The 18,229-nt window shown below is 52.1% G+C and carries 16 protein-coding genes; 7 read left to right on the forward strand and 9 right to left on the reverse strand.

The genetic code is table 11. The features are described 5' to 3' along the window. The first annotated feature begins 66 nt into the window (after nt 1-66). Entirely contained in the window at nt 67-705 is a 639-nt protein-coding gene (locus tag V9K92_RS21860) for a TetR/AcrR family transcriptional regulator (RefSeq protein ID WP_307284839.1), read from the forward strand. Here the strand turns inward: V9K92_RS21860 and tgt are convergent, their stop codons facing one another. The 6 genes from tgt to gyrA all read right to left on the reverse strand — a co-directional run bounded on the left by tgt (nt 706) and on the right by gyrA (nt 7,611). Continuing rightward, a complete protein-coding gene (tgt, locus tag V9K92_RS21865) occupies nt 706-1,839 on the reverse strand; it encodes a tRNA guanosine(34) transglycosylase Tgt (protein ID WP_337354969.1) in 1,134 nt (377 codons plus the stop codon). Continuing rightward, entirely contained in the window at nt 1,836-2,915 is a 1,080-nt protein-coding gene (gene queA, locus V9K92_RS21870) for a tRNA preQ1(34) S-adenosylmethionine ribosyltransferase-isomerase QueA (RefSeq protein ID WP_337354970.1), read from the reverse strand. The genes tgt and queA overlap by 4 nt, the downstream gene beginning before the upstream one ends. 17 nt (nt 2,916-2,932) lie before the next feature. Then, nucleotides 2,933-3,442, reverse strand: a complete 510-nt coding sequence (locus V9K92_RS21875; RefSeq protein ID WP_115053142.1) for a peptidylprolyl isomerase — start codon at nt 3,440-3,442, stop codon at nt 2,933-2,935. Nucleotides 3,443-3,466: 24 nt separating this feature from the next. Next, nucleotides 3,467-4,045 (reverse strand): peptidylprolyl isomerase, encoded by a 579-nt coding sequence (locus V9K92_RS21880; protein ID WP_115053143.1) that lies wholly within the window; start codon nt 4,043-4,045, stop codon nt 3,467-3,469. Nucleotides 4,046-4,058: 13 nt separating this feature from the next. Next, nucleotides 4,059-4,553: a pantetheine-phosphate adenylyltransferase gene (gene coaD, locus V9K92_RS21885; protein WP_115053144.1), complete on the reverse strand. Its 495-nt coding sequence runs from the start codon at nt 4,551-4,553 to the stop codon at nt 4,059-4,061. Between the two features lie 340 nt (nt 4,554-4,893). Continuing rightward, on the reverse strand, nt 4,894-7,611 hold the full coding sequence (gene gyrA, locus V9K92_RS21890) for a DNA gyrase subunit A (protein WP_370878866.1): 2,718 nt from the start codon (nt 7,609-7,611) through the stop codon (nt 4,894-4,896). 339 nt (nt 7,612-7,950) lie between these two features. On the opposite strand from gyrA, the gene V9K92_RS21895 reads away from it, so the two are divergent. Continuing rightward, nucleotides 7,951-8,580, forward strand: a complete 630-nt coding sequence (locus tag V9K92_RS21895) for a MarC family protein (RefSeq protein ID WP_115053147.1) — start codon at nt 7,951-7,953, stop codon at nt 8,578-8,580. Nucleotides 8,581-8,601: 21 nt separating this feature from the next. On the opposite strand, the gene V9K92_RS21900 is transcribed toward V9K92_RS21895, so the two are convergent. Beyond that, the gene (locus V9K92_RS21900) at nt 8,602-9,897 is read right to left on the reverse strand and encodes an NAD(P)/FAD-dependent oxidoreductase (RefSeq protein WP_337354971.1); all 1,296 of its coding nucleotides are present in this window, start codon (nt 9,895-9,897) and stop codon (nt 8,602-8,604) included. 110 nt (nt 9,898-10,007) lie between these two features. Continuing rightward, on the reverse strand, nt 10,008-10,625 hold the full coding sequence (locus V9K92_RS21905) for an NAD(P)H-dependent oxidoreductase (RefSeq protein WP_337354972.1): 618 nt from the start codon (nt 10,623-10,625) through the stop codon (nt 10,008-10,010). An 80-nt stretch (nt 10,626-10,705) separates the two neighbouring features. On the opposite strand from V9K92_RS21905, the gene V9K92_RS21910 reads away from it, so the two are divergent. Continuing rightward, the gene (locus V9K92_RS21910; protein WP_115053150.1) at nt 10,706-11,326 is read left to right on the forward strand and encodes a TetR/AcrR family transcriptional regulator; all 621 of its coding nucleotides are present in this window, start codon (nt 10,706-10,708) and stop codon (nt 11,324-11,326) included. A gap of 104 nt (nt 11,327-11,430) precedes the next feature. On the opposite strand, the gene V9K92_RS21915 is transcribed toward V9K92_RS21910, so the two are convergent. Further along, complete coding sequence (locus V9K92_RS21915) at nt 11,431-11,952, reverse strand: single-stranded DNA-binding protein (RefSeq protein ID WP_115053151.1); 522 nt, start codon at nt 11,950-11,952, stop codon at nt 11,431-11,433. A gap of 426 nt (nt 11,953-12,378) precedes the next feature. Between V9K92_RS21915 and uvrA the strand changes: the two genes are divergently transcribed. From uvrA to glnA, 4 genes are all read left to right on the forward strand, one after another. Beyond that, complete coding sequence (gene uvrA / locus V9K92_RS21920) at nt 12,379-15,300, forward strand: excinuclease ABC subunit UvrA (protein WP_115053152.1); 2,922 nt, start codon at nt 12,379-12,381, stop codon at nt 15,298-15,300. 52 nt (nt 15,301-15,352) lie between these two features. After that, nucleotides 15,353-16,153, forward strand: coding sequence for a DUF72 domain-containing protein (locus V9K92_RS21925; RefSeq protein ID WP_337354973.1), 801 nt, complete (start codon nt 15,353-15,355; stop codon nt 16,151-16,153). 242 nt (nt 16,154-16,395) lie between these two features. After that, on the forward strand, nt 16,396-16,734 hold the full coding sequence (locus tag V9K92_RS21930; protein ID WP_008123000.1) for a P-II family nitrogen regulator: 339 nt from the start codon (nt 16,396-16,398) through the stop codon (nt 16,732-16,734). Between the two features lie 61 nt (nt 16,735-16,795). Beyond that, nucleotides 16,796-18,205 (forward strand): type I glutamate--ammonia ligase, encoded by a 1,410-nt coding sequence (gene glnA / locus V9K92_RS21935; RefSeq protein ID WP_115053154.1) that lies wholly within the window; start codon nt 16,796-16,798, stop codon nt 18,203-18,205. Nucleotides 18,206-18,229 lie beyond the last annotated feature (24 nt).

Genomic DNA, 18,229 nt, shown 5'->3' on the forward strand with positions numbered 1-18,229 from the left:
ACCGCTCCGAAACAAAACAATGGCCAGCAAAATTTCTGCCAGCCTGTCATATGACATTAACGTGGTGTGGACTTGATTGCCACATGTAATGTACTGTACCGTCTGGACGGTATTGTCAATATCAGTTGGCAGGTTGACTACAACGAAAGTTTTAGAATGAAGGCGGACACGCTCTCCACGAAAGATAAAATTCTCCAGGCAGCAGCCGAAATAACTATGGAGATCGGGCCGGTTAATCTTTCGCTTGATGCGGTTGCACGCAGAGCGGGACTTTCAAAAGGAGGGCTTCTTTACACTTTCCCGACCAAGGCAAAACTGCTGGAAGCCCTTGTTGAACAACATATGGCTGAGTTTGACGAATCACTGAAGAAAGAGGAAGCAGCCAGGAATCACGGCAGGAATAGCGTCATTCTTGCTTGTATTGCGGTTTTCAGGGCGCAATTTATCTGCAATGAAAAAGAGCCATCGGGCATTCTGGCGGCGATTGCCAATGACCCGACATTTCTTGATCCGATCCGTCGTTATAATAAGCAGCTATTTCAACGTATTCGTGAAAATTCAGACGATCCGACGCTTGCACTGATGGCATTTCTGACCATTGAAGGCATGCGCAGCCTCAAACTCTTTGAGATGGAGGGTTTAAGCCATGATGAGCAGATCGCAACAATCGATCGTTTAAAACTGCTCTTTCAATCAGCAGATTAATCAAACAACAGGAATGTCGCCAGTCGCCCAGGCAGCCTGTGTTTCACCGACAAAATCATCAAATCGTGTTGCTTCAATTGCACTACGCACGCCCTGCATGAGTTGCTGGTAATAGGCAAGATTATTCCATGTCAGCAACATTCCACCGAGCGCTTCACCTGATTTGACGAGATGGTGAAGGTAGGCGCGGCTATAATCCCGTGCTGCCGGGCACGTCGACTCTTCGTCAAGCGGACGGGGGTCATCCGCGTGGCGCGCATTGCGCAGATTGACTTTACCTCGCCGGGTAAAGGCCAGCCCGTGCCGCCCTGCCCTGGTCGGCATTACGCAATCGAACATATCAATACCGCGCGCGACCGACTTCAAAATGTCATCAGGCGTACCAACACCCATCAGGTAGCGGGGCTTTTCTGATGGCAGCTCGGGGCAAGTCACGTCCAGCATATCGAGCATGACTTCCTGCGGTTCGCCAACCGCCAATCCGCCAACTGCATAGCCCTTCAAGTCCATAGATTTGAGAGCTTGCGCCGAGCGAATACGCAGATCCGGTACGTCACCACCTTGCACAATGCCAAACATTGCCTTTCCCGGCTGAGTACCAAACGCAATTTGGCATCGTTCTGCCCAACGCAACGAAAGCTCCATGGCGCGTTGAATATCTTTTGGCGTGGAAGGCAGCGCAACGCACTCATCCAACTGCATCTGAATATCTGAATCCAGCAATCCCTGAATTTCAATCGAGCGCTCAGGTGTCATTTCATAGGCGCGGCCATCTATATGTGACCGGAAGGTAACGCCCTTCTCGTCAAGCTTGCGCAGTTGCGCCAGCGACATAACCTGAAAACCGCCGGAATCAGTGAGAATGGGACCGGGCCAACGAGCGAAATCATGAAGCCCGCCGAGTTTGGCGACACGTTCCGCGCCCGGACGCAGCATCAAATGATAGGTATTGCCCAGAATAATATCGGCGCCGAGATCCCGCACCTGATCCATATACATGGCTTTGACAGTTCCCGCCGTACCAACAGGCATGAAGGCAGGTGTACGAACGGTACCGCGCGGCATGATGATTTCACCACGCCGGGCTTTGCCGTCAGTTGCTATCAATTTGAATTCAAAGTTTTCGCTTGTCATGATGCCGATCGCCATAACAGGCTTGCGTCACCATAGGAATAGAAGCGATAGCGGTTTTTGATCGCATAGTCATAAGCGGCATGCATGCGTTCAAACCCGCTGAATGCCGAAACAAGCATGAACAGGGTCGAGCGCGGCAGGTGAAAATTGGTCATCAGCATGTCCACTGCACGAAACTGATAGCCGGGGGTAATGAATATGTCGGTCGGCCCGGACCAAGCCTTTATGGTTCCGTCAACATCCGTCGCACTTTCAAGCAAGCGTAATGATGTCGTGCCAACAGCAACAATACGCCCGCCCCGCGCTCTTACGGCATTCAATGCCTCTGCAGTTGCCGCATCGACCGTGCCAATCTCTGCATGCATCTTATGATCGGCCGTATCATCGGCTTTAACCGGCAGAAAAGTCCCCGCGCCAACATGCAAAGTGACAAAATGTTCTTCAATCCCGCGCGTTTTCAGTTCCGCCAGCAACTCCGGGGTAAAATGCAGTCCGGCAGTCGGGGCAGCAACAGCGCCTTCTTCACGGGCATAAACAGTCTGGTAGTCTGCCTGGTCCCGCTCATCTTCCGCGCGTTTGGAGGCAATATAAGGCGGCAAGGGAATGTGCCCCACCGCGGCAATGGCTTGATCAAGATCAGCGCCACTGAAATCAAACACGAGCAATGCTTCGCCAGCATCACCTTTTTCGGCGACAGTCGCCTGTAACGAACCGAGCAGGCAGGCATTATTGCCATGTCCGAAATCGATACGCTCGCCTTGCTTGATGCGCTTTGCCGGTCGCAGAAAGGCCTTCCAGCGATCAGGCCCGACCCGCATATGCAGCGTCGCGCTTATTTGTGCTTTCACACCCTCCCGTTCACGAAACCCTTCAAGTTGAGCGGGTATCACTTTGGTATCATTGAATACCAGAGCATCGCCTTCCCGAAGAAAATCCCCAAGGTTGCGCACGCTGCTGTCCTGAAATTCGGAACCATCATTCTTCACAAGCAAAAGCCGCGCTGAATCGCGCGGCTCTGCTGGTCTCAATGCAATGTTGTCTTCCGGCAGGTCGAAATCGAAAAGATCAACACGCATGATAGATAAACAATGCCTTATTCAGCGTCGGCTGCGACGCGCATGGAAACGATTGAGTCAGGATCCTGCACTGGCTCGCCGCGCTTGATCTTGTCTACATTGTCCATGCCTTCAATGACCTGACCCCAAACCGTATACTGACGATTGAGGAAAGCAGCATCATCAAAGCAGATGAAGAATTGCGAATTGGCTGAATTCGGGTTCTGGGAACGAGCCATCGAGCAAGCGCCACGACCATGATTGGCGTTGGAGAATTCGGCCTTCAAGTCTGGCTTATCCGAACCGCCCATACCGGCACGCGATGGATTGAACGAGCTGCCGCCCTGCTTGCCGAACTTGACATCGCCGGTTTGCGCCATGAAACCGTCGATCACGCGGTGGAATACAACGCCATCATAAGCGCCTTCGCGTGCCAATTCCTTGATGCGCTCGACATGTCCAGGAGCAAGATCTGGATACAGTTCGATAACAACATTACCCTTTGTTGTTTCCAGCAGGATGGTATTTTCTGGGTCTTTATAAGCCATTTCAGGCAATCTCCTTGTTAGTAATTATTGGCCAACTGTGACCTTGAGCATCTTGTCGGGGTTATCGACAGAACCATTATCCGCCTCAGAACCCTTCTTGATTTTGTCCACGGCTTCCATGCCGCTCGTCACCTTGCCGACGACCGTGTACTGGCCATTGAGCGATGGATATTCGGTGAACATGATGAAAAACTGCGAGTTTGCGGAGTTTGGATTTTGCGAGCGGGCCATACCCACCACGCCCCGAACAAACGGCTCCTTGGAGAATTCCGCTGGAATATCCGGGCGGGTTGAACCGCCAGTACCGGCAGCTGCCTGGTTGTATCCCTTTTCGGTATTGCCATACTGAACATCACCGGTCTGGGCCATGAAACCTGGAATCACACGGTGGAACACGACATTATTATAAGCACCTTCTTTGGCGAGCGCCTTGATCTGCTCAACATGTTTTGGCGCAAGATTGGGAAGAAGCTCCACTTTGACGTCACCATCCTTGAGTTTGATCGTCATTGTGTTGGCATCGTCAGCCCAACTCGAGTTTGCAGTAGCAAAAGATAGAGACGTAACGGCAGCAACAAGCAATGCTGTGCGGAATACGGACATGAAAGACTCCAGATCAGGATTTGAATTTAGTCTTGAGCGCATCAGCGACAAGCGCGGGAACAAAGTGCCGGACGTCGCCGCCCATGGACGCAATCTGGCGGACCAATGTGGCAGTAATTGTGCGGACCGATGGATCAGCGGGTAGAAACACAGTTTGCAGTTCCGGTGCCATCTTGCCATTCATGCCAGCCATCTGCATTTCGTAGTCGAGATCAGTGCCGTCACGCAGGCCCCGCACCATCAGCGAAGCCTTGTGTTTGCGGGCAGCATCAATAAGCAGCCCATCGAATGCTACGACCTTGATCCTGGCACCATCCTTGCCCAGTACATCGAGAGCAACCTGTTTAATCAAGTCCATTCGCTCTTCAAACGAAAATAATGGTGCCTTACCCGGATGAATACCTATGGCAACGAACACTTCGTCGGCAAGTCTCAGCGATCCTTGCAAGACATCCATATGGCCATTGGTGATGGGATCGAATGATCCGGCATAGATTGCTATCGTCATGAGCGCTTACTAGCGGTTTTGCCAAGGGGTTTCAATGGCCCGAACCAATTGCCCTGAACAGGGAATGAACAAGCAGATCAGTAAGCATTCATCCCCTTTCAACTATGCGTGAACCCAAATGGTGAAACCATTTCATAGTTACTGCGTTGTTAACCATGAAATGAACTGTAATGATCCCGAAGGGAAGACCAATGTTTATTCTTCTGAGTATTGCCATGATGATTGCAATGGTAGTGTCCGCTATCATTATGATTGTTGAAGAAAACAAAAAGCGGGAAGCTCCGTTAAGAACCTCCCGCTTTGGTGTTTATCACGTACGCGATAACTAGGTTGTCGCCTATTATTCTTCGTTGGCACCCTGATCTGACGTTGGTGTAACCACTTCTTCTCCGACCGTCCCCTCGTCCTCAATGTCTTCGGACTCGGTTTCAGAGATACGCTCCACTGAAACGACCTTTTCACCATCGGCAGTATTGAAAATGGTGACGCCCTTTGTGGACCGTCCGGCAATTCGAATGCCGTTTACGGGGACCCGAATGAGCTGACCGCGATCGGAAACCAGCAAGATTTGATCCGCTGCTGCGATCGGGAACAAAGCTACCAGCTTACCAATTTCATCCGTCTTTGACGTATCGGTGGCGCGAATCCCCTTGCCTCCGCGGCCCGAAACGCGGAACTCATAAGATGATGAGCGCTTGCCATATCCAAACTCACTGACCGTCAACACTGTCTGTTCACGATCGCGAAGTTCTGCATAGCGTTCAGCCGAAAGGCTAGTCAGTTCAGTTGCCTCTTCGCCGACCAGTGCGATTTCCTCAACATCATCAGCACCTTGCGCCCGGCGCTCCGCTGCCGCCTGCTTCAGGTAAGTCGAACGCTCTGCCGGACTTGCATCCACATGGCCAAGAATTGCCATGGAAATGATCTTGTCTCCCGGTGCGAGGGTAATACCGCGCACACCAATGGAGTTGCGACCGACAAACACACGAACATCGGTTACCGGGAAGCGTATGCACTGTCCGCCAGCAGCTGTCAGCAGCACGTCATCAAACTCGTTGCATGTATCGACGCTGAGAATTTCATCGCCTTCTTCTTCCAACTTCATCGCAATTTTACCGTTGCGATTGACCTGAACAAAGTCTGACAACTTGTTGCGACGAACCGTGCCGCGTGTCGTCGCGAACATGACATCGAGATTTGCCCAGCTGGCTTCATCCTCGGGCAGTGGCATGATCGTCGTAATGCGCTCGCCCTGTTCGAGCGGCAGCATATTGATCAGGGCCTTGCCGCGCGATTGCGGCGTGCCAATTGGCAAGCGCCAGACCTTTTCCTTATAGACAATGCCGCGTGACGAGAAGAACAGCATAGGCGTGTGCGTATTGGCGACGAAAAGCCGTGTTACAAAATCTTCGTCCTTCATCGAAACACCGGAGCGGCCTTTGCCACCACGACGCTGGGCGCGATAGGTGGCGAGTGGCACGCGCTTGATATATCCGGCGTGACTTACCGTAACCACCATATCTTCGCGGGCGATAAGGTCTTCATCATCCATATCTGCGCCGCCCTCCGTCAGCACAGAGCGACGGGGCGTTCCAAACTCATCACGAATGGCGATAAGTTCGTCCTTGACGATGCCCATGATGCGGGTACGTGAGGCGAGAATTTCAAGATAATCGGCGATTTCAACACCGATCTTATTCAATTCATCAGCGATTTCATCGCGTCCGAGAGCTGTCAGCCTCTGCAAGCGCAGATCAAGAATGGCTCGGGCCTGCTCTTCTGACAGATTATATGTGCTGTCATCATTCAACTTGTGACGAGGATCGGCGATCAATGTGATCAAAGGCGCAACATCATTGGCTGGCCAACGACGCTCCATCAACTGATCGCGTGCAGTCGCTGGATCTGGAGCTTTCCGGATGAGCGCGATGATTTCGTCAATATTCGCCACAGCAATGGCAAGACCAACCAATACGTGTGCACGGTCGCGAGCCTTGCGCAGCAGGAATTTAGTACGGCGGCTGACCACTTCCTCGCGGAAGCTGACAAAAGCGCGCAATATATCGAGCAGGTTCAAAAGCCCGGGCTTGCCGCCATTCAATGCCACCATATTGGCACCAAACGAGGATTGCAGTGGGGTAAAGCGGTAAAGCTGGTTCACGATGACATCGGCAACCGCGTCACGCTTCAACTCAACCACAACGCGATAGCCGTCACGATCCGACTCATCCCGGATGTCCGAGATGCCTTCAATCCGCTTTTCACGGACAAGATCGGCCATCTTCTCGATCATCGTCGCCTTGTTCACCTGAAAAGGCACTTCGGTAATGATGATCGCTTCGCGATCGCCGCGCATGCTCTCGATGGCAACCTTGCCGCGCATCAAGATAGAACCACGCCCGGTGCTATAGGCCGATATGATACCGGAGCGGCCGAGGATCAAACCGCCAGTCGGGAAATCTGGACCGGGGATATATTCCATCATTTCCGGCAGGTCGATTGCCGGATTGTCGATCAAGGCAACGCAACCATTGATGACTTCAGTCAGATTGTGCGGGGGTATGTTTGTCGCCATGCCAACGGCAATACCGCCGGAGCCATTGACGAGCAGATTGGGGAAGCGCGCCGGCAGAACCGTTGGCTCTTGCTCGCGGCCATCATAATTGTCCTGGAAGTCGACAGTTTCTTTGTCGATATCGGAGAGCAAAGACTCCGTAACTTTTTCAAGACGGCATTCGGTATATCGCATCGCAGCCGGGCTATCACCATCGATGGAACCGAAGTTTCCTTGCCCATCCACGAGCGGGTCGCGCAGCGACCAATCCTGCGCCATGCGCACAAGCGCATCATAAATCGAAGCATCGCCATGAGGATGGTATTTACCCATCACTTCACCGACAACACCGGCGGACTTACGATAAGACCTGTTCCAGGAGAGGCCCATTTCATTCATCGCATGAAGAATACGGCGATGAACAGGCTTCAAGCCGTCGCGCACATCAGGTAGCGCACGGCTGACGATCACGCTCATTGCATAATCGAGATAGGAACGCTGCATCTCCTCGATGATGGAAATGGCTTCAATACCGGAGCCAGGTCCGGTCTTGTCGTCTTCTGGGCCAGGAGGTGGAGTTAAATCAGACACGAGGCACTCATCTTTCGAATAGAATCAATCTTTGATCTTATAGCGGCTTTCCAAACCAAATGCCAATTAACACGTCGGTAATGCACAGATGAAAACCCTTTAAAATCAAGAACATAAAATGGAGTTTCTCATGCAGTGAAAAAGTTGCATAAGGATTTTCATCTTTATCGACGCTGAACAGCAAATCCGGTAAGTTAAGGCGGGGACAGCCATGGGCTTGCATGGCATTAATCAGAAAAGAAAAGCAAAATCGTGGCATTATATGACACAATTCTAAATGCGCTCGTTACCCTCATGGTAACGATTGATCCGCCGGGGCTTGCTCCGCTTTTCCTCGCCCTTACTCAGGGCATGAACAGGAAGGAACGCGGCCAGGTTGCGTTGCGCGCCAGCCTTACAGCGTTCATTGTACTCACGGTTTTTGCAATTGCAGGCGCGCAAATATTGGCGCTTTTCGGCATAACGCTCGGAGCTTTCCGCATTGCCGGTGGCCTGCTCTTGTTCTGGATTGCCTTTGAAATGATTTTCGAAAAACGTCAGGATCGCAAGGAAAAGAGCGCCGCCGTCGCAATCACCAAGGATCACATTCGAAATATTGCAGCCTTTCCTTTGGCAATACCACTTATTGCAGGCCCCGGAGCCATATCGGCAACGATCCTGTTGGCCGGAACGATGGCCACTCCAGCTTCGCGTATCGCCCTTATTGGCGTTATTCTCGTATGTATTGCCTCGGCTTATCTCGTCTTTTTCGTTGCGGAACGTGTTGATCGTTTTTTGGGAGAAACGGGACGTTCGATCCTGACACGCTTGCTGGGCGTGATCCTTGCCGCGCTGGCAGTGCAGTTCGTTGCAGATGGCATCAAGACGTTCATTACGACCTGATCAAATAGCCCGAGCCAACCACTATAGCGGCTTGTCTTCTTCCGCAGCTTCCCGCTGAGTGATCAGGCGGGCACTGCGTGCGCCGGTGAACGATATCCATAGCCAGCTTAATGCAACGGCGAGCCGGTTGCGCACGCCTATCAAAAAATAGATGTGCGCCAGTCCCCACAACCACCATGCGGGGTAGCCCTTCAACTTTATGAATCCGAAATCTGTCACCGCAGCCCGCTTGCCTATCGTTGCCAGATCGCCTGAATGTCGATACCGGAAAGGCTTCGTCGCAGTATCGCCAGCAAGGCGCGCCTTGATGATTTTCGCAACATGCGCACCTTGTTGCTTAGCCGCAGGTGCTATTCCCGGAACAGTGCCCTTATCGCCATTTGCCACCGTTGCGGTGTCGCCAATGACAAAAATTTCGGGGTGACCTGGTGCGGTCAGGTCAGGATTAACGGCAAGGCGCCCTGCCCGGTCTGCCTGCGCATTCAACCATTTGGCGGCTGGCGACGCCTGAACGCCTGCTGCCCAGATGATTGTTTTTGCGCGCAGGGAATGTCCTGCAAATTCGACGCCGTCTGCATGACATTCGGTTACCGGATTGCCGACATGCACGACAACGCCGAGCTTCTCGAGCGCCCGTTGCGCATAGGCAGAAAGATCCTCGTTAAATGCGCCGAGAACACGCGGACCGCCTTCGATAAGCACCACGCGGGCTGTGGCTGGATCAATTACGCGAAAATCACCCTTCAATGTATCACGTGACAAGTCAGCCAAGGTTCCGGCAATTTCCACTCCGGTTGGTCCGCCGCCTATGATTACGAACGTGAGAAGTTCCTGGCGCTTTGCCGGGTCAGGTTCGCGTTCAGCTTTTTCGAATGCCGTGAGAATACGCCGGCGGATCATCGTCGCATCTTCGAGCGTCTTCAATCCAGGAGCATAGGGTTCCCAGTCATCGTGACCAAAATATGCGTGCCGCGCACCAGTAGCCAAGACGAGCGTGTCATAGGCAATCACCTCGCCGTCGAGCGTCGAAACAGTTTTTGAGGCGGTATCAACCCCATCGACTGTTCCCAGCAGTGTCTTCACATTCTTGAATTTGCGCAAAAGATGCCGGATCGGCCAGGCAATTTCGGAGGTCGCCAGCGTTGAGGTTGCGACTTGATAAAGCAGCGGCTGAAACAGGTGGTGATTGCGCTGATCGATCAGCGTCACATCGATATCGACATTGCGAAGGTTTTGAACTGTGACCAGACCACCAAAACCTGCGCCGACGATCACGAGGCGATGACGAGATGCAACTGGTGTTTCGACTTGTGTCATAACCGGGCTCCGATGCACTATCGCGACTGGTCTAACAGACCAGCCTTTCCACGACAATTGCGTCAAACGCCGGACAGCAATGCGTTATGTATTGGTCCCAGTGAGCCGCTTCAGGCTGCCACTGTTGGCTTGACCTGCATGTGCTTATCGAAAAGGGACGCACCAATATTGCGAGCAGTATTGAAATGTTGAAGCGGGTCTCGCGAATCTGCCTCCATCAGCCGTGTCGATGATATGACACGAGCCCCGCAATAATCGAAAATCCCGTGATCGATCTGTCTTTCCATAGCGATATCATAGCCATGTTTCTCATAAGTCCTCGCGTCTGCGCCACCTATGCCGACGAGATGGATTTGAAGATCGCCAAGCTTTTTCGACAGCTTCCCTTCGAAATTGTCGTCATATGCCCAACCATTCGAGAAAACACGGTCGATCCAGCCCTTGAGCAAGCCCGGCATTGACCACCAATAGACCGGAAATACGAGTACCAAGCTGTCTGCCCGGTCTATCCGTGCTTGCTCGGCCGCTACATCCGGCGGCGTCTTGGCACGTCGTTTGTGGGAAGCAATATCTGCCTGGCTAAATCGCGGATCAAAACCCTCTGCAGCAAGGTCTGCGATCTCAAATGTATGGGAGCCGCTCTGCGACAGGCCTTCGCCAATCTTTAACGCGATGCTGTTGGTCAGTGATTTGGATTCTGGGTGCGATGTAACAATGAGCGCATGCATGTCGATAACTCCATGATTAGAGATTGTGGAACCGGCCGAAACCTTATATACTTTTAGTAAGTTACTTTTGGTATATAGTGATGTCAAGCTCAGTTTCAAAAAACTCCTCATCTCAAACATCTCCCCGCCAGCGTCTTTCCCGCGAGGCGCGCCAGCGGCAATTACTGGATGTTTCATGGAAATTAATTCGTGACGAAGGTACGGAAGCTTTGACGCTTGGTCGCCTGGCTGAGTTGTCAGGTGTTACAAAGCCCGTTGTCTATGACCATTTCGGCACAAGGCCAGGACTTCTCGCGGCCCTTTTCAAAGAGTTCGATGCGCGTCAGACCGTTATAATGGATGCGGCGCTTGAGCGTGCCGCACCCAATCTTACCGACGTCGCCAAAGTGATCGCCTCGTCTTATGTTGATTGCGTTCTTACACAGGGACGCGAAATTCCCGGCATCACTGCCGCATTAAAAGGCTCGCCGGAACTTGATAAGATAAAGCACGACTTCGAGGCCGTGTTCATAGAAAAGTGCAGGCATCTGTTAAATGCGTTTACCGGCGCAGAAGGTGTTTCATCGGCTGGGCTGTGGGGAATGCTCGGAGCTGCAGAAGGCTTGTCAAATGCTGCAGTAAACGAGGATATCGCTCCTGCTCAGGCAAAAGATGAGCTCTATGAAATCATTATTTCAATGGTGAAGCGCTCCGGAAACTAGGAGCAGTTGTTTTCTCATCTAAAAACAAACATCGGGCAGTCTTGGACTACCCGATGCCTGCATAATAATGAGAATACGATCAAGTCCGGTCTTTTGAACTCAACTCAGAACGGGATTTCATCATCGAGATCGCGTGAGAAATTACCGCCGCTCGAGCTTGAGGATCCGCCTGCATTGGACCGGCCAAAGTCGGAGCCGCCACGATCGTCGCTCATCTGTCCGCGCCCGGAATTGCTCTCGAAGGACCGACCGCCGCCAGCTCCCGCACCTTCTCCGCGTGAATCCAGCATCTGTAGTTCACCACGGAATTTTTGCAGTACGACTTCGGTGGAATAACGATCATTGCCCGTCTGGTCCTGCCATTTACGGGTCTGAAGCGCGCCTTCCAGATAAACCTTCATACCCTTCTTAAGGTACTGCTCGGCAACTTTTGCGAGATTGTCATTGAAAATGACGACGCTGTGCCACTCGGTCTTTTCCTTGCGTTCGCCGCTATTCTTGTCGCGCCAGCTTTCCGAGGTCGCAATACGTAGATTCACGACGGGATCGCCTGAACCGAGCCGCCGGACTTCTGGATCAGCGCCAAGATTTCCTACCAAAATGACCTTGTTGACACTGCCTGCCATGTTCAAAACTCCACAAATTCCAATTTTAAATTTTGCCTATCATACAGAAGCCATGGACGTGGCGGGCAATTGATTGCCACTATCCACAATATACACCTCATATCGGCATCGTCTGCTGCGATCACTCTCCTGCCAGATTTGTCAGGAGACATTTTTTGATCATGCAGCCGACTATCTCAGCTCAAAGCGTCCTTTTACAATCAATTCGCAGCCGTATACATCCGGATATGGCGAAGGCCGCTGTCAATATTATTTGTTCTTTCTTTGTTCTAACACTTGCTCTAATAATGTCAACATGGCTATGGTGATTCAGGATGGTTGATAAAGTCCGGCCTCGTAAATTATCCATGAAGCACTAGATAAAGGGAACTGTTCTCTTAAAGAACAATTCCCCATAACAGCATGCCCTCTTAAAGGCGAACCGACATGAGCGATCAGAAGTACATTTCCATTCGCGGCGCGCGCGAACATAATTTGAAAAATATCGATCTTGATTTGCCGCGCGACAAGCTGATTGTCATGACCGGCCTTTCGGGTTCGGGCAAGTCTTCGCTCGCCTTCGATACGATCTATGCAGAAGGCCAAAGACGCTATGTCGAAAGCCTGTCGGCCTATGCCCGGCAGTTTCTGGAGATGATGCAGAAACCAGACGTGGATCAAATTGACGGTCTTTCTCCGGCAATTTCGATTGAGCAAAAGACAACCAGCCGCAACCCCCGCTCAACTGTGGGTACAGTCACCGAGATTTACGACTATTTGCGCCTGCTTTATGCGCGTGTCGGTGTCCCTTATTCACCGGCAACAGGCTTGCCTATCGAAAGCCAGACCGTCAGCCAAATGGTGGATCGTGTCATGGCGCTCGAGGAAGGCGCCCGTCTATTCATCCTTGCGCCCATAGTACGCGGGCGTAAGGGGGAGTATCGCAAGGAGCTTGCGGATCTGCAGAAACGCGGTTTTCAGCGCGTGAAGGTCGATGGTATTTTTTATGAAATTGCCGATGTTCCGGCACTCGATAAGAAGTACAAGCATGATATCGACGTTGTGGTTGACCGCATCGTCGTCCGACCTGATATTTCCGCACGTCTTGCCGATAGCCTCGAGACCTGCCTGAAGCTTGCAGATGGTATCGCTGTCGCAGAATTTGCGGATAAGCCGCTGCCTGCTGATGAAACCTCAAGTGAATCAGCCAATAAATCCAAGAACGAAACACATGAACGCATCATGTTTTCGGAAAAATTCGCCTGTCCTGTTTCGGGCTTCACCATTTCGGAGATTGAACCGCGCCTTTTCTCGTTCAATAATCCCTTCGGTGCCTGCCCGACCTGCGATGGCCTGGGTACTCAAAAGGCGATTGATCCGACGATGATCATTCCTGACGAGGCCCTGACGCTTAAGAATGGTGCAATTGCGCCTTGGGCAAAATCGAGTTCTCCTTATTACAGCCAAACATTGCAGGCGCTGGGCGAAGCCTACGGTTTCAAGCTCGCAGATCGCTGGCGTGATTTGAATGAAGAGGCGCGCGAAGCCATACTTTACGGCACTGGCAGCCGTGAAATTGCCTTCTCCTATGATGATGGTTTGCGATCATATCGCACAACAAAATCTTTCGAGGGTGTCATTCCCAATTTGGAACGCCGCTGGAAAGAGACGGATTCAGCATGGTCGCGCGAAGAGATCGAACGTTTCATGTCTGGCACGCCCTGCCCCGCTTGCAAGGGTTACCGCCTGAAACCCGAGGCTCTCGCGGTAAAAATTGGCGGTCTGCATATCGGCCAGATTACTGAAAAATCCATTCGTCATGCGGATGCCTGGTTCAGCGATATTGATAAAAGCTTCAATGAGAAACAGACAGAAATCGCTGCGCGCATTCTTAAGGAAATTCGCGAGCGTCTGCGCTTCCTGAATGATGTCGGCCTGGACTACCTGGCGCTTTCACGCAATTCGGGCACTCTTTCCGGTGGTGAAAGCCAGCGTATCCGCCTTGCATCGCAGATCGGTTCCGGTCTGACTGGTGTTCTCTATGTTCTGGACGAGCCATCCATTGGCCTGCATCAACGCGACAATGAGCAGTTGCTGAAGACTTTGCGTCATCTGCGGGATCTCGGAAATACGGTTATCGTTGTGGAGCACGACGAGGATGCGATTTTGACCGCAGATTATGTCGTCGATATCGGTCCGGCCGCCGGTATTCACGGTGGTCAGATAATCGCCGAAGGCAGTCCAGCGGACATTATGGCCAGCCCGAAATCCTTGACGGGCAAATATTTGTCAGGCGAAATCGAGGTGGCCGTGCCGGCAGAACGCCGCAAGGTCAATAAGAAACGGATTAAAGTTGTCGGCGCGCGTGGCAATAATCTGAAAAATGTCTCGGCAGAAATTCCGCTTGGCACTTTCACCGCTGTAACCGGCGTGTCGGGTGGCGGAAAATCCACCTTCCTTATCGAGACATTATTCAAGGCCGCCTCACGCCGGATCATGGGCTCCCGCGAGCATCCTGCGGAGCACGACCATATTGATGGTCTGGAATTCCTCGACAAAGTCATCGATATCGATCAATCGCCAATCGGACGTACACCCCGGTCCAATCCGGCAACTTATACGGGTGCGTTTACTCCAATCCGTGACTGGTTTGCGGGTTTGCCTGAAGCCAAGGCGCGTGGCTATCAGCCGGGTCGTTTTTCGTTCAACGTCAAAGGCGGGCGCTGTGAAGCCTGTCAGGGCGATGGCGTCATCAAGATTGAGATGCACTTCCTGCCGGATGTCTATGTCACGTGCGACGTATGCCATGGCAAGCGCTATAATCGCGAAACGCTGGAAGTTCTGTTCAAGGGCAAATCAATCGCTGATGTGCTCGATATGACTGTTGAAGAGGGCGCGGAGTTTTTCGCCGCCGTTCCTGCCGTTCGCGATAAGTTGCAAACATTGGCGAAGGTCGGCCTCGGTTATATTCATGTCGGGCAACAGGCAAACACGCTTTCCGGCGGTGAGGCGCAACGAATCAAACTCGCCAAGGAACTGTCCCGCAAGGCAACTGGCAGAACGCTTTATATTCTTGATGAGCCGACAACAGGCTTGCATTTCCATGATGTAGCCAAGCTTCTTGAAGTTTTGCATGAGCTTGTGGATCAAGGCAATACGGTGGTCGTGATCGAGCATAATCTCGAAGTCATCAAGACCGCTGATTGGGTGATCGATCTTGGTCCGGAAGGCGGCGACGGCGGCGGTGAAATCGTAGCGGTTGGTCGTCCTGAGGATATTGTCGATGTCGAGCGTTCTTATACGGGTCAATTCCTGAAGGAGCTTTTGCGGCGCCGTCCGGGACATAGGGTGCAAGCAGCGGCGGAATAGCTGCTTGCAGAGATGTCGTGGCGTTGGTCTGGATACGGTCAGGGAGGAAACTATGACTGCAGGAACTATTCGGGCGGGCATCGGCGGCTGGATATTTGAACCTTGGCGCGGGACCTTCTACCCGGAAGGTCTTTCAAAGGCCAAGGAGCTTAATTATGCAGGACAGCATCTCCAGACGATAGAAATCAACAGCACCTATTACGGCACGCAAAAACCGGAGACCTTCGCCAAATGGGCTGGCCAGGTGCCGGATGGTTTCATTTTCTCCGTTAAAGGAAATCGTTTTGTCACCAATCGAAAGGTGCTGGCGGAGGCTGGAGAGTCCATGGAGCGATTTATCAAATCGGGACTTGCAGAACTTGGTGACCGTTTAGGACCGCTTATCTGGCAGTTTGCGCCGACAAAAAAGTTTGATATTGAGGATTTCGGCGCTTTTCTCGACCTCCTTCCCCGAAAGGAAGCGGGCTTGCATTTGCGGCACGCGGTTGAAGTGCGCAATCCATCTTTTATCGATCCTGATTTTATTGCCTTGGCACGCAAGAAGAACGTGGCCATCGTCTATGCCGAGCATTTTGAATATCCGGAGATCGCTGATGTGACGTCCGATTTTGTCTATGCACGACTTCAAAAAGGCGATGATAATATTGAAACGGCTTATTCAACTGACGCATTGGACAAGTGGGCTGAGCGAGCGCAATTATGGGCCAAAGGTGGGGTGCCGGATGATCTTCCCTTGGCTGCTCCCAACGAGAAGACGCAGAAGCATCCTCGTGATGTGTTCGTTTACTTCATCCACGAAGGCAAAGTGCGCGCTCCGCAGGCAGCGCAAGCGCTCACAAGGCGAATCCAGTAAGTCGCCGCCCCTGCCCGGCCTAATAATGTTGCAATTCGCCTAATTTTTAGGCTGCGCAACGGTCTGATTTGTGCATTCATGGTTCAATTCATCGACGGGAAATAAAATTCCCTCTGCCAAAGCGGCATTAAAATTGCCATTTCAAGAATATTCTTCAAAAGCGATGGAATTGGCACGCTTCATGCTTTTATGATGGGCAAGCGGGCATAGGCCCGCCGGTTATATAGGGAGATCGATCTCTGATGAAGAAAATCGAAGCCATCATCAAGCCGTTCAAGCTGGACGAGGTGAAAGAAGCACTGCAGGAAGTGGGGCTTCAAGGCATCACGGTCACCGAAGCCAAGGGCTTTGGCCGTCAAAAGGGTCACACGGAATTGTATCGTGGCGCGGAATATGTCGTCGACTTTTTGCCCAAGGTTAAAGTGGAAATCGTTCTCGGCGATGAATCTGTCGAAGCCGCAATAGAGGCAATTCGCAAGGCTGCGCAGACCGGGCGCATCGGCGACGGAAAAATCTTCGTTTCGAATATCGAGGAAGTCGTTCGCATTCGTACTGGTGAATCCGGTATCGACGCCATCTGATCCAACTGTTGCCGGCGATGAATCCGGTACCCAATCATCGTGCTTAATAAGGAAAATTGGTATGACGACTGCAAATGATATTCTCAAGCAGATCAAAGACAACGACGTAAAGTTCCTTGATCTTCGCTTCACAGATCCCAAGGGCAAGCTGCAGCATGTGACAATGGACGTTGCTGAAGTTGATGAGGATATGTTCGCCGATGGCGTTATGTTCGACGGCTCGTCCATCGCCGGTTGGAAAGCCATCAATGAATCGGACATGGTGCTGATGCCAGATACCGAAACGGTTCACATGGATCCGTTCTTTGCTCAGTCAACCATGGTTATTCTTTGTGATATCCTTGATCCGGTTTCTGGCGAATCCTACAATCGTGATCCGCGCGGCACTGCCAAGAAGGCTGAAGCCTATATGAAGGCCGAAGGCGTTGGCGATACAATTTTTGTTGGCCCAGAAGCGGAATTCTTCGTCTTTGACGATGTGAAGTACAAGGCTGACCCGTATAATACAGGTTTCAAGCTGGATTCAACGGAACTGCCGTCAAATGATGACACAGACTATGAGACCGGCAACCTCGGTCACCGTCCGCGTGTCAAGGGCGGCTACTTCCCGGTTCCTCCGATTGACAGCGCACAGGACATGCGCTCGGAAATGCTTACGGTTTTGACGGAAATGGGCGTGCGCGTCGAAAAGCACCACCACGAAGTGGCAGCGGCTCAACACGAACTCGGCATCAAGTTCGATCACCTGACACGCAATGCCGACAAGATGCTCATTTACAAGTATGTCGTTCATCAGGTTGCCAATGCCTATGGCAAGACGGCTACCTTCATGCCAAAGCCGATCTTCGGCGATAATGGCTCGGGCATGCACGTGCACATGTCGATCTGGAAAGATGGCAAGCCGACATTCGCTGGCAATGAATATGCGGGCCTGTCAGAAAACTGCCTGTTCTTCATTGGCGGCATTATCAAGCACGCCAAGGCAATCAATGCCTTCACCAACCCGTCGACCAACTCCTACAAGCGTCTGGTGCCGGGTTATGAAGCTCCGGTCCTGCTGGCATATTCTGCGCGCAACCGCTCGGCTTCATGCCGTATTCCATTCGGCTCTTCGCCAAAGTCGAAGCGCGTTGAGATCCGCTTCCCTGATCCAACAGCAAATCCATATCTCGGTTTTGCTGCCATGCTGATGGCCGGTCTGGATGGCATCAAGAACAAGATTCATCCTGGTCAGCCAATGGACAAGGATCTTTATGATCTTCCAGCAAAGGAACTCAAAAAGATCCCGACTGTCTGCGGTTCGCTGCGTGAAGCGCTCCAGAGCCTCGACAAGGATCGCTCCTTCCTCAAGGCAGGCGGCGTATTTGACGACGATCAGATCGACTCCTTCATCGAGCTGAAAATGGCTGAAGTGATGCGTTACGAAATGACCCCGCATCCGGTCGAATATGACATGTACTATTCGGTCTGATAGCGACCTCTGCATACGAAAAAC

This window comes from Phyllobacterium sp. CCNWLW109 (assembly GCF_037203905.1).
Lineage (GTDB): Bacteria > Pseudomonadota > Alphaproteobacteria > Rhizobiales > Rhizobiaceae > Phyllobacterium > Phyllobacterium ifriqiyense.